The following is a 12,462-nucleotide window of genomic DNA, read 5'->3' as shown; positions in this document are numbered from 1 at the left end:
AGATTCGTTAATTTTTGCAATTAGGTTTTTTAAATGTTTTTTGAAAGTTTCAATATCATTTCTAAAAGGATTGATTTTCAGAAATGCTTTATTTAATGATTCCCTGGGTTGTGTTTTATTTCCTATCATTAGTTTTAACTTTGATTATTATTGGGATTATTATTGGTAACAAGTATTGTAACTCATGATTTGCAACTATAATTACTTATAAAGCGGGCAAAAAAATTAACCACTTGATCATGATTGAAACCCTATTCAAAGCTTATACTCCCCTATTTACTTGGATAGGGTTAGGTCTAATATTATCTCGATTTAGCTCCGATAAATTGGCTAAGTGGCTAGGACAGTCACTATACTGGGTAGGAGTGCCACTACAATTATTAATATTAGCTCGTCATACTAATACGACAAATGGCGGATTAATACCATTTATAGGATTAGCAGTGTTACTACTAAGTCTAGTTTTAGCGCTATTGACTTGGTGGTTTTGGCAATGGTTTAATAAAATCCAGGCAGAGCAAAAAAGCGTAGAAGTACCCGAATCTTTAAGAAAAGCCAGTTTAGGTAGTTTTATTTTGGCAACAATTTTAGGAAACACTGGTTTTGTTGGACTAACACTAACACAAGTGCTAACAGGACCAGAAAATAACGATTCAGCAGTATTATTTAGCGTCACAAATAATGTTGTTGGTACTTATGGAATTGCTGTCTTAATTGCTAGTTATTTTGGACAGAGAGCCACGGAAAATCATTGGTGGATACAATTGCGAGATATAGCTACCGTTCCCAGTCTGTGGACGTTTTTCATTGGCTTAAATACCCAATTTGTGCAATTACCCGCAGTCATTGAATCAGGTTTAAATCAGGCTGTTTGGGTGGTAATTGCCCTCGCTTTGTTGCTGGTTGGTTTGCGACTAGGAACAATAAAAGAATATCAAAATCTGGATATTGCTATAATAGCCAGCATTCTTAAAGTTTTGATTATCCCCTTATTAGTGGGATTAGGTGCGACTTATGCAGGTATGATTGACGAACAGCGTTTAGTCTTGGTACTTATGTCAGGGACACCCACAGGACTTTCCGTACTGATTTTAGCGGAAGTTTACGACTTAGATCGGAATTTATTAGTCAGCAGCATTGCTTTAACCTTTATTGGGTTATTTTTAGTTCTACCTCTGTGGTTAATTTGGTTTGGCTAAATTTATGATTTAATATTTGACTGGGAAAAAATTCCAGTCACATTGTGGAGTTACAAACATGACAAAACCCCTCCGATAAACCTCTCCCCGTTCAGGAAAAGCCTTAAATCCTGTTTTTACCCTGTTAATCCTTTAATTTTAATTCTGACAATGAGCAACCGTATTAAGATCCTCTTGGGCATAATTACTGCCATTCCCATGGCTTTAGGCTTACCAGCCAAGGCTTTAGAAGTAGAGATCATGCCTAAAAATCCCCAATTGGGAGATACAGTTTCAGTATTAATTGAGGCAGATGCCCAAAAAAGTCTTAGTAATCCTACAGTGATAATTGGCGAAAAAACCTATCCAACTTTTGAAATTGCACCTCGTCAATACCGTTCCTTTATTCCCACAACTCCCTTAGAAAAAGCTGGAGTGAGAACAATTAGAGTGTCCCAGGAGGGACAGGAACAAAAACTATCCATACAAGTGCGCGATCGCAAATTCCCAGTTCAACGCATCACCTTACCACCAGGTAAAGCAGGAGTAAAAGCCACCCAGGAGGAACTAAAGCGAGTAGCAGAATTTAAAGCTCTCCAGACACCGGAAAAATACTGGAACGGTGTTTTTCTCACCCCCAACGCCGGGAGAACATCTACTAGATATGGTGTCCGTCGCTACTACAATGGCGTATTTGCCAATGATTACTACCATCGTGGACTGGATTACGCAGGAGCAGCAGGATCATCTGTAACAGCCCCCGCAGCGGGAAGAGTTGCCCTAGTGGGGACAGTATCCCAAGGCTTCCGAGTTCATGGTAATGTTATCGGCATTGATCACGGTCAAGGAGTAGTCAGTATTTTCATGCACCTGAGTAGTATAAATGTTCAAGAAGGTGATTTTGTCAAAGCTGGTCAAAAAATTGGTACAGTAGGTTCAACCGGTGCATCTACCGGACCCCACTTGCACTGGGGCTTGTATGTAAACGGACAATCAGTTGACCCATTACCGTGGAAATCCCAGGAAATTAAATGAACCTAATTCAATCACGGACTAATACAGGTGTATTTAAAGAAACTTGGCTATACAACATCCGTACATCAGGATTACGCATTCTCAGACAACCATGAGAAACAGCCGCTCCCACTAAATCAACATCTGGTGTACCATGAAAGCCAATTTCATTGCGACCATCTGACCAAAAACCAATCCATCTATCCCCCAAAGGACTATTAGTACCACCGTCAAAGATAGCACCTGTAATGGGATGTCGCCAAATGGGATGATGTTCTTTGTGCATAACTTTAAAATTGCCGGTGGGTGTTTCCCAACCCTTTTTACCAATAGCGATAGGGTAACTAGCTATTACCTGATCATATCGAGAAACATAAACACGGCGATCGCTTAAATCTACTAGAACTTGGGTCGTGTCCGATGCTGCTACGGCTGGGCTGGTATTGTTAATTTTACTGACAATACCAGCTAAACTTGACTGAGGTTTTTTCTGATCAGAATTTAACTTAATTGTCCCAGATTTTTGGGGAGAGGTAGGTACAGAAGCCGCAATTGCACTCTCCCCAGTCATCAGTGAATCCTGCGGATAGACCCCTGTAGACCCGGAATAATTTAACTCCCCTGTTCCTGTTTTTCTCATGGTTTGCAAGTGGACAGCTAGAGATAAAATTGCTGCACCGAAACAGAGAAACATAATCATACTCGCTACAGATTCATTTCTTGCCATTGCTATCGCCTATTATTTATCGTCCGTCACCCTTGGGGAACTTTTAATTAATTATCCAGTCTTCTCGGGAAGAGTGATTTGATTTAAAGCCAATCCGACCCATGAGTCAATCCATTAGTGTATCCTGGTCAACAGTTGGTGCCACCTACCCAGCAGCATCGGTGCAAGTTGACAAACTCTCAAACCACGATCTTATTCTACGCTGTCAAGTCGGATTGCGTCCAGACCGTGCCGCCTTTGCAGAACTACTACGTCGTCATCAAACCCAAGTTGATCGAGTTTTATATCATTTAGCCCCTGATTGGTCTGACAGAGCCGATTTAGCCCAGGAAGTTTGGATTCGTGTATATAGAAATATTAGCCGATTACAAGAACCTACCAAGTTCCGGGGTTGGTTAAGTCGTATTGCCACTAATTTGTTTTATGATGAATTACGTAAGCGTAAACGGGTAGCCAGTCCTCTTTCACTAGATGCCCCCCGCAGTCTAGAAGATGGTGAAATGGATTGGGAAATTGCTGGTGATACCCCAAGTCCAGATGAGCAAATGACTACAAGAGAATTTTATGAGCAGTTGCGAGAAGCGATCGCGGATTTACCGGAAGCTTTTCGGACTACTATTATCCTTAGAGAAATAGAAGGCCTCTCTTATGAAGAAATTGCGGAACTTACCGGAGTTTCTTTAGGAACTGTGAAATCTAGAATAGCCAGAGCCAGATCTAGATTACAAACTCAGTTACAAAGCTATCTAGATATATAATCTACATCATGTTTCCTCAATTCTCTGGCAGAATTTAAGAAGTATTAACGACTGTCAGCGAAAATATATATTTTCTGCTATTGAGCAGCAAAAACGAATCAATGAGTAATATGGATATCCAAAAACGCGATTGTTTCGAGTTATTAAGTGCTTATCTGGATGGTGAAGTAACCGCTAGTGAACGTAAGCAGGTAGAGGAATGGTTATCAACGGATGATTCCTTTAAATGCTTATATAAAAGACTATTAAATCTTAGAAAAGGGTTGCAAAACATACCCGTTCCCCCAACTAATCAGTCATCAGAAACCACAATTGAGCAAGTATTGAAGCGTGTTAAGCGACCCTACGACCTAGCCTGGATCTTTGGTGGGGCAGCCTTAGCAGCTTGTATTCTGGGTACAGTTTCCACTTTATTCCCCGGTAACTCATCCAGAATACTACAAATGGCAGAAACGACAGAATTAACACCAGCAGTGACACAGCCAGCCATCTCTGATTCTTCTTTAATGGTAGCTTTAAACAAACCAGTCATGGAAATTCCGAAAACAGCAATAGCTCCCAAATAAAAGCCAGTTAATAACCTCAATTAAATAATTAAATTATATAAATATTTAGGAAATAAATGTCTAATTTTGGACTTTTTCCTATTTTTACTCATTCATAGTCTATTTTACGGCCGATTCCATAAAGTTGGCAATATTGCCATAAGTTTACCCTAGAGTATGCTAAAACAGCGATCACTACTAAAATAGCCATCAAGACGACGCAAACAGGACATAATGGCACTGTGGAGGTAAATATGACCAATGATCGCACAATTCAGGTTACTTTTGCTGTTGATTACCCAGAATTAGATGATGACAGACGACAAAAAATAGCCGGTAATCTACTGCGGGAATTGCGAGATTTAGATGAAGTGGACAAAGCATATTTTAGCGAAGATATGCACCCAGAACCAGGCAGTAAACCAGGATTTGCTACTTTAATCGGATTTATTACCGCTAAAGTAAGTATACAAAATATTAAAGGTTTTTTAAGCTTTTTGAGCGATCGCTTGGGAGATAAACCCATAAAAGTTAGTGTCAAGGTCGGTGATAAAGAAGTCATTATCGAGGCCAAAAGCCCCCAAGAACTGCTAGAAACTGAAAAAATAGCAAAAAACTTATTAGCTGCAATCAGTGGTGACAATGGTTAAAAAAACCGCTTTATTGATTGGAGTTAGCGAGTATGGTGAAAGTATCCCACCTCTATCATCTCCCCTTCATGACGTAGAGGCTATGGAACGAGTTTTAAAAAATCCGAACTTAGGAAACTTTACACAGGTAGAAAAACTACTCAACCCTAATTCAGAAGTTATGAGAATAGCAATTCTCAATCTGTTTAAAAATGCAGAAAAAGAGGACTTATTATTATTCTTTTTTTCTGGACATGGGATGATTAATGACGATAATCATCTCTATTTAGCAACTTGCAATACGGCTAAAGATAATTTTGAAGCTACCGCTGTAGATGGAAATTTTATTCAAGCGCAGTCGAGAAATTGTTATTCTAAACGACAAGTTTTAATTTTAGATGCTTGTTACAGTGGTGCTTTTGCTAATGGTTGGCACACAAAAAGTATTGGTGTAGATATCAAAAAACAATTAGGTGCAGAAGGACGAGTTGTGATGACATCTTCTGGTGCAACTCAAACTTCTTTTACACAAGAAGGTGCAACACTTTCACTCTATACTCAATATTTAGTTGAGGGAATTGAGACAGGTGCAGCAGATAATGATAGTGATGGTAAAATTCATATTCAAGAACTACACGCTTACGCTAAAGCAAAAGTCCAAGCTGTAAAACCTAATATGAAACCAGATATTATTCTGGATAAGGAAGGATATGATATTTTATTGGCTTATACTCCTAAAAATCCAGAAGTAGAGTATCGTAAATTAGTTGAAAAATATACTCAAAATGGTGAACTAAAAAAAGTTGCTATTTTAGTTCTAACAGAAAAACGGAAAACTTTGGGAATTACAGATGCAGTAGCCAAGGAAATAGAAAGAGAAGTTTTAGAACCTTTTCGGAGACGGTTAGTAAATTTAAAAAGTTACCAACAATATTTTGCAGAAGAAGTCGAGCAGAAATATCCTTTAAATGAACAAACTTTGAAGATATTAAAAGATTATCGCCAAGATGTTTTAGGTTTGAGAGATGAAGATGTAGCATCTATTGAGTTAGAAATTACATCTGGTAAAGAAGCAGAATATCAAAAACAGCGAGAAGCAGAAGCAGAAAAAAACAAATTTGGTTATCAGTTAAAAACTTTTGAGTTTGAAACCGCTGAGATAAGTTTAAAAAGTCAATTACTGGGTCTTGTAAGAAAACCGGAAATTAAATATATTCCTAAAAGTGGGAAGTATTTTACGGAAGACATAGGAAATGGTGTATTTCTAGAAATGGTAAATATTCCCGGAGGAACTTTCATAATGGGTTCTCCAGAAAATGAGGAAGGTTACGACAAATCTCAAAGTCCACAACATCAAGTTACAGTTTATGGGTTTTTCATGGGTAAATATCCAATCACACAAAAACAATGGCGAATTGTAGCGGCTTTACCCAAAGTAAACATTAATTTAGAACCTGAACCATCACAGTTTCAAGGTGAGAATTTACCTGTTGAGGGTCTATCATGGTATGAAGCCCAAGAATTTTGTGCCAGACTCTCGCAAAAAACAAATAAAGCCTATCGCTTACCTAGTGAAGCAGAATGGGAATATGCCTGTCGTGGAGGAACAACCACAGCATTCTATTTTGGGAAAACAATTTCCCCAGAATTAGCCAATTATGATAGTAAATATCAGGGAAAAACCACAGAAGTTGGAAAATTTCCCGCCAACCCTTTCGGTTTATATGATATGTGTGGCAATGTATGGGAATGGTGCGAAGACGGGTGGCATGAAGATTATATAAACGCCCCTGATGATGGTAGTGTGTGGCTAAATAATAGCAATAATAGACGAGTGCTGCGCGGAGGATCTTGGTTCATTCCTTCTGAAAATTGCCATTCCTCTTTTCGTTTTTATGCAGATGCCGGTTTTTGCGGTTGTAACCTGTTTGGTTTTCGTGTTGTATGGGGTGAATAATGAAAATATTGGCACTAATACCCAAAAATTTTAACCTCAGCAAGAAACTAACTACCCTCATGCTTGCAATTTTTCTGAGTGGGATTATTGTTAGCGGTGTGGTTTATTATAATATTCTGCTGGGAAATGCTGAAAATGAAGTAAATACACAAGCTAATTTACTGATTTCAACTGTGGACGCTATTCGGAAATATAACGCGGAGAGAGTGACTCCCTTATTAGAAAAGCAATCAGAAGAGAAAATGTTAATAGAAGCGATTCCTTCTGTTGCTATGGTCAAGGTATTTGATATTTTTACCAATGCTATTCAAGATAAGTATGGTGAATATCGTTATAGAAATGCGATGATTAACCCGACAAATATCAAGGATAAAGCTGACGAAAATGAGATCAAGATTATCGAGAAATTAAGCCAACAATATAAACCAGGGGGAAAAAATATAGCTGAAGGTTATCGCACCATGAATGGGGAAAATAATCGTTATTTTTATACAGCCCGTCCTATCATAATTCAACAGAAACAAACTAGTTGCTTGAGTTGTCATACCAGTTTGGAAAAATCTCCCAAATCATTACAGGCTTTATATAAACAAGGTGTATATACTGGCAATAACGGATTTGGCTGGGAATTGGATAAAGTTATCGGCACTAAAATTATTTACGTCCCTGCTGATAAAGTTGATAAAATTGCCAAGCAAAATTTTCTGATCATTCTAGGAACTTTTATGGCGATTTTTGCTATATCCATATCGTTAGTCAACCTCTGGCTGAAACAACATATTGTTAGACCTCTTAATCAAATCACTCAAGTTGCAGAGGCCGTGAGTTTAGGCGACATGGATGCTAATTTTGAGAATGAATACAAGGATGAAATAGGTCGTTTAGCGGACGCATTCAGGCGTGTAAAAACGACCTTAGAAATTTCCATAAAAAGGCCGCGTTCCTGAATAGTCGCGGATCTGGTAGCATCTAAGATATCTCTAAAACAAGCCATTGATGAATTAGCTGCGTTACCATTAAATCAACCTTACGTTAAAATCACCTTAGAACTACTCTACAACCTCCAGAAAAACTTAAAAATTAATCAAAGTTCACAAACAGAAGATCAGGAGTTGATTATGCGATTAGCACCACTTTACCAACAAGACAGAGAACTGGCTAAACAAGAAGGATTAGAAGAAGGACTGCAAAAAGAAAAACGTCTAATTATCCGTCAATTAAATCGTCGCATTGGGGAAATTGACTCATTATTAATCCAAAAAGTTCAAGAGTTAACTGTGGAAAAACTTGAAGAATTAGGAGAAGCTTTGTTAGATTTTACTTCAGTTACAGATTTAGAAACCTGGTTAGAAGATAATTTCATTAATTAGCTGCAACTTACTAATTTTTCTGTACTATTAACAATAGCGGTAACACTACCCATTGTATCTTATTTTCTGGGTGATGCTTAGGTTGCAGGGTGCGATAGCGAAGCGCTGCTGCAAGCAGTTCGCTATATAGCTGATTTAATTATTTAATTTTCACTCTTAATGTCTGATATCTACAATTATGCCACAATAGCGAAACTAGATAAAAGCATTAGGAGTTTTAGCTGTGGAGTCCCCCCAAAAAACATCATACCAACCAGCCGCAATTGAGGAAAAATGGCAAAAAACATGGTTAGAACTTGGCTTAGATAAAACGCCTCAAGATCAAAATAAGCCAAAATTCTACGCGCTTTCCATGTTCCCGTACCCCTCCGGTAGCTTGCACATGGGTCACGTTCGTAACTACACAATTACAGACGTAATTGCTCGCCTCAAACGGATGCAAGGGTATCGAGTATTACATCCTATGGGTTGGGATGCCTTCGGACTACCCGCAGAAAACGCCGCCATTGATAGAGGTGTACCCCCTGCGAAATGGACATATCAAAATATTGCCCAAATGCGGCAACAATTACAACGTCTGGGTTTATCCTTAGATTGGGAATGTGAAGTTGCTACCTGTTCTCCTGATTACTACAAATGGACACAATGGATTTTTCTGCAATTTTTAGAAGCTGGTTTAGCCTACCAAAGAGAAGCAGCAGTTAATTGGGACCCCATTGATCAAACTGTATTAGCAAACGAACAAGTTGATAATGAGGGACGTTCTTGGCGTAGTGGAGCAATAGTAGAACGTAAATTATTGCGTCAATGGTTTTTCAAAATTACCGACTACGCAGAAGAATTATTAAATGATTTAGATAAACTCACAGGTTGGCCAGAACGAGTTAAATTAATGCAAGCCAACTGGATAGGAAAATCCACCGGTGCTTATTTAGAATTTCCGATTGTCGGCTTAGATGAAAAAATCGCCGTTTATACCACCCGTCCCGACACCGTTTATGGCGTGAGTTACGTCGTATTAGCCCCAGAACACCCCTTAACTCAAGTGGTGACAACTTCAGACCAAAAAGCAGCGGTAGCAGCCTTTATTAAGGAAGTCAGCAACCAAAGCGAGTTAGAACGGACTGCGGAAGACAAACCTAAACGGGGTATTCCTACGGGGGGTCAAGTTATTAACCCCTTTACTGGGGAAGAAGTACCGATTTGGATTGCAGATTATGTACTTTATGAATATGGTACAGGTGCGGTAATGGGTGTACCAGCCCATGATGTGCGAGATTTCAAATTTGCAAAAGAACAGAATTTAGCAATTAAAGTGGTGATTGTTCCCGAAATTGGTGCAGAAGAAACTTTAAAATCAGCATACACAGAAGCGGGAATTTTAGTTAATTCTGGTGACTTTAATGGGATAAATTCTATAGATGCAAAAAAAGCCATTATTGAATTTGCCCAACAACAAAACTTTGGTAAATTAAGAGTACAATATCGCCTCAGAGATTGGTTGATTTCTCGACAACGTTATTGGGGCGCACCTATCCCTGTGATTCATTGTCCTGAATGTGGAATTGTCCCCGTACCAGAAAAAGATTTACCTGTACAATTACCAGAAGATATTGAATTAAGTGGCCGTGGTGGTTCACCTTTAGCACAATTAGAAAGTTGGGTAAATGTCCCCTGTCCAAGTTGCGGTACTGTTGCGAAACGGGAAACCGATACAATGGATACTTTTATTGATTCTTCTTGGTATTTTTTACGTTATTCTGATGCCAAAAATGAAGAAAAGATTTTTGATTCTGGTAAAGTAAATGATTGGATGCCTGTAGATCAATATGTAGGAGGAATTGAACACGCAATTTTACATTTATTGTATTCGCGTTTCTTCACTAAAGTATTGAGAGATAGAGGTTTATTTAACTTTGATGAACCATTTCAAAAGTTATTAACTCAGGGCATGGTACAGGGCTTAACTTACATGAACCCGAAAAAAGGTGGTAAAGATAAATGGATTCCTTCTCATTTAGTTGATGCTAATAATCCTGTAGATCCACAAACTGGCGAACCTTTACAACGTCTCTATGCTACCATGTCCAAATCAAAAGGAAATGGTGTTGCACCGGAAGATGTGATTAATAAATATGGCATTGATACGGCGAGAATGTTCATTTTATTTAAAGCACCTCCTGAAAAAGATTTAGAATGGGATGAGGCAGATGTTGAGGGACAATTTAGATTTTTAAATCGCGTTTGGCGGTTGGTTACAGATTACGCTACAAGTAAAAAACAACTGACAACTGACAACGGACAACTGACAAAATCCGAAAAAGATTTACGTCGCTTCATTCATATTGCAATTCAAGCAATTACGGAAGATGTGCAGGATGAATATCAATTCAATACTGCAATTTCGGAATTGATGAAGTTAAGTAATGCGTTGACTGATGCTGATTGCAATAATTCGCCAATTTATGCGGAAGGTATTCAAACTTTGGTGATTATGTTAGCACCTTTTGCCCCCCATATTGGTGATGAATTATGGCAATTATTGGGGAATAAAAATTCTGTCCATACCCAACCTTGGCCAAGTTTTGATCCTGGGGCTTTGATAGTTGATGAAATTACTTTGGTAATTCAAATTATGGGTAAAACTCGCGGTTCTATTCCAGTTCCTGCAAAAGCTGATAAAGCGGAGTTGGAGAAGTATGCGCGGGAGTCGGAGGTGGCACAGCGTTATCTGGAAGGGAAGGAAATCAAGAAGGTGATTGTTGTTCCTGGTAAGTTGGTGAATTTCGTTTTGGGTTAGTTTTTGTTTCTCGCAGAGACGCAGAGGCGCAGAGAGTTTGTAGGCTAGGTTAGCGACTGTGTAACTTAACCTACAAACAATAGCAATCCCCTTTTACGTATTATTACAATTTTTTATCTTAGGCTAAGTTTCATATTTAAATATGAAAACGAAAATTCTCAGTCATGCTAGAATTTAATAATCAGGGTTATAAAAATATCTTTCTATGATTGGTACTATCCTCCGTCAACGTTACAGGATTATTAAACAACTAGGTAAAGGTGGGTTTGGTGAAACTTACCTTGCAGAAGATTTAGATATTCCCGTGACTCCTAAACCGGTTTGTGTGGTGAAAAAGTTACACCCAGAAGAAATTGATCAATATACAATTCGTTTATTTGAACAGGAAGCAAAAACATTATATCAATTAGGACAAAATCACGATCAAATTCCTAAATTGTCCAGCTATTTTCAGCAAGATCAAGATTTTTATTTGATTCAAGAATTTATTGATGGATATGATTTAACTCAAGAAATCAGTCTCGGTAAAAAGTTGAGTGAAGGTGATGTAATTCAACTTTTACGAGATGTTTTAGAAATATTGGTTTATATCCATGAAAATAAGGTGATTCACCGAGATATTAAACCTGCAAATATCATGCGACGCAAAGATGGGAAATTAGTATTGATTGATTTTGGAGTAGTCAAACAAATTAATACTACTATTGCGATGAAATCAGGCTTAACAAGTAAAACGGTAGGTGTCGGTACTCATGGATATATGCCACCAGAACAGGGTTTTGGCAAGCCGAAATTGAGTAGTGATATTTATGCTTTAGGAATGACAGCAATTGAAGGATTAACTGGAATTTCTCTGAATACATTATCAGAAGATGAGGAAGGAGAAATCATTTGGAGTAATTTAGTTGTAGTTAGTAATAAATTAGAGAATTTTATTACTAAAATGGTGCGTTATGATTGGCGACAACGTTATAAAAACGCAAAGGAAGCATTAGAAGAATTAAATCAACTTTTTGGATTTGTTAAATTACAAAATAAATCAAGTGAAGATTGGTTTACAGAAGGGAATCAATTATTTGATTTACAAAAGTATGAAGAAGCGATCGCATCCTTTGATAAGGCAATTGCTATTCAACCTAATAATCCTAACTTTTGGAATGATAGAGGTAATGCACTAGGTAGATTAGAAAAGTATAAAGAAGCGATCACATCTTACGATAAAGCTATTGCCATTCAACCCAATTACTATGAATCTTGGTCTAAGCGAGGTCTTGCCCTATGCTATTTGCAGAGAGAAGAAGAAGCGATTTCATCTTTTGATAAAGCAATTGCCATTCAACCTGACTATACTCATGCTTGGTTTAATAGGGGTAATTCCCTACATGAATTAGAAAAATACGAAGAAGCGATCGCATCTTACGATAAAGCTATTGCTATTGAACCTGATGATAATGAAGTTTGGAATAACCGGGGTAATTCCCTAT

General features: G+C 38.0%; 11 protein-coding genes and 1 pseudogene. 10 read left to right on the top strand and 2 right to left on the bottom strand.

The window, feature by feature from the left end; all coding sequences use genetic code 11:
* Window positions 1-129: DUF7149 domain-containing protein (locus ACIR131C_RS27385; RefSeq protein WP_423752201.1), on the bottom strand; the 129-nt coding region annotated here is incomplete at its 3' end.
* 110 nt (window positions 130-239) lie between these two features.
* On the opposite strand from ACIR131C_RS27385, the gene ACIR131C_RS0118080 reads away from it, so the two are divergent.
* Window positions 240-1,199 (top strand): AEC family transporter, encoded by a 960-nt coding sequence (locus ACIR131C_RS0118080; protein ID WP_028091325.1) that lies wholly within the window; start codon window positions 240-242, stop codon window positions 1,197-1,199.
* A gap of 150 nt (window positions 1,200-1,349) precedes the next feature.
* Window positions 1,350-2,213, top strand: a complete 864-nt coding sequence (locus ACIR131C_RS0118075; protein ID WP_051347619.1) for a M23 family metallopeptidase — start codon at window positions 1,350-1,352, stop codon at window positions 2,211-2,213.
* A gap of 7 nt (window positions 2,214-2,220) precedes the next feature.
* Here the strand turns inward: ACIR131C_RS0118075 and ACIR131C_RS0118070 are convergent, their stop codons facing one another.
* Entirely contained in the window at window positions 2,221-2,925 is a 705-nt protein-coding gene (locus ACIR131C_RS0118070; protein ID WP_028091323.1) for a L,D-transpeptidase, read from the bottom strand.
* Window positions 2,926-3,020: 95 nt separating this feature from the next.
* On the opposite strand from ACIR131C_RS0118070, the gene ACIR131C_RS0118065 reads away from it, so the two are divergent.
* From ACIR131C_RS0118065 to ACIR131C_RS23270, 8 genes and pseudogenes are all read left to right on the top strand, one after another.
* Window positions 3,021-3,677, top strand: coding sequence for a sigma-70 family RNA polymerase sigma factor (locus ACIR131C_RS0118065; protein WP_028091322.1), 657 nt, complete (start codon window positions 3,021-3,023; stop codon window positions 3,675-3,677).
* A gap of 101 nt (window positions 3,678-3,778) precedes the next feature.
* Window positions 3,779-4,243 carry an anti-sigma factor family protein gene (locus ACIR131C_RS23280; protein ID WP_231395495.1) on the top strand — a complete coding sequence of 155 codons (465 nt, stop codon included), beginning with the start codon at window positions 3,779-3,781 and terminating at the stop codon, window positions 4,241-4,243.
* Between the two features lie 233 nt (window positions 4,244-4,476).
* Window positions 4,477-4,872: a hypothetical protein gene (locus ACIR131C_RS0118055; protein ID WP_028082632.1), complete on the top strand. Its 396-nt coding sequence runs from the start codon at window positions 4,477-4,479 to the stop codon at window positions 4,870-4,872.
* Entirely contained in the window at window positions 4,865-6,808 is a 1,944-nt protein-coding gene (locus ACIR131C_RS0118050; RefSeq protein WP_028091321.1) for a caspase, EACC1-associated type, read from the top strand. The genes ACIR131C_RS0118055 and ACIR131C_RS0118050 overlap by 8 nt, the downstream gene beginning before the upstream one ends.
* Window positions 6,809-6,867: 59 nt before the next feature.
* Window positions 6,868-7,755 (top strand): c-type heme family protein, encoded by an 888-nt coding sequence (locus tag ACIR131C_RS0118045; RefSeq protein ID WP_035372445.1) that lies wholly within the window; start codon window positions 6,868-6,870, stop codon window positions 7,753-7,755.
* Window positions 7,756-7,791: 36 nt separating this feature from the next.
* Window positions 7,792-8,178, top strand: a pseudogene (locus ACIR131C_RS23275) (DUF4351 domain-containing protein); the annotation flags it as partial.
* A 223-nt stretch (window positions 8,179-8,401) separates the two neighbouring features.
* Window positions 8,402-10,978, top strand: coding sequence for a leucine--tRNA ligase (gene leuS, locus ACIR131C_RS0118035; protein ID WP_028091318.1), 2,577 nt, complete (start codon window positions 8,402-8,404; stop codon window positions 10,976-10,978).
* Window positions 10,979-11,183: 205 nt separating this feature from the next.
* Window positions 11,184-12,462 (top strand): protein kinase domain-containing protein (locus tag ACIR131C_RS23270; protein WP_051347616.1); only part of this gene is annotated, 1,279 nt, incomplete at its 3' end.

This window comes from Dolichospermum circinale AWQC131C (assembly GCF_000426905.1).
Lineage (GTDB): Bacteria > Cyanobacteriota > Cyanobacteriia > Cyanobacteriales > Nostocaceae > Dolichospermum > Dolichospermum circinale.
This window is presented reverse-complemented; position numbering and strand designations above follow the sequence as displayed.

Coding starts and splice junctions, on each gene's coding strand:
- ACIR131C_RS0118045 (WP_035372445.1), top strand. CDS start 6,868: ATGCTTGCAATTTTTCTGAGTGGGATTATTGTTAGCGGTGTGGTTTAT.
- ACIR131C_RS0118080 (WP_028091325.1), top strand. CDS start 240: ATGATTGAAACCCTATTCAAAGCTTATACTCCCCTATTTACTTGGATA.
- ACIR131C_RS0118065 (WP_028091322.1), top strand. CDS start 3,021: ATGAGTCAATCCATTAGTGTATCCTGGTCAACAGTTGGTGCCACCTAC.
- ACIR131C_RS23280 (WP_231395495.1), top strand. CDS start 3,779: ATGAGTAATATGGATATCCAAAAACGCGATTGTTTCGAGTTATTAAGT.
- ACIR131C_RS0118055 (WP_028082632.1), top strand. CDS start 4,477: ATGACCAATGATCGCACAATTCAGGTTACTTTTGCTGTTGATTACCCA.
- ACIR131C_RS0118075 (WP_051347619.1), top strand. CDS start 1,350: ATGAGCAACCGTATTAAGATCCTCTTGGGCATAATTACTGCCATTCCC.
- ACIR131C_RS0118050 (WP_028091321.1), top strand. CDS start 4,865: ATGGTTAAAAAAACCGCTTTATTGATTGGAGTTAGCGAGTATGGTGAA.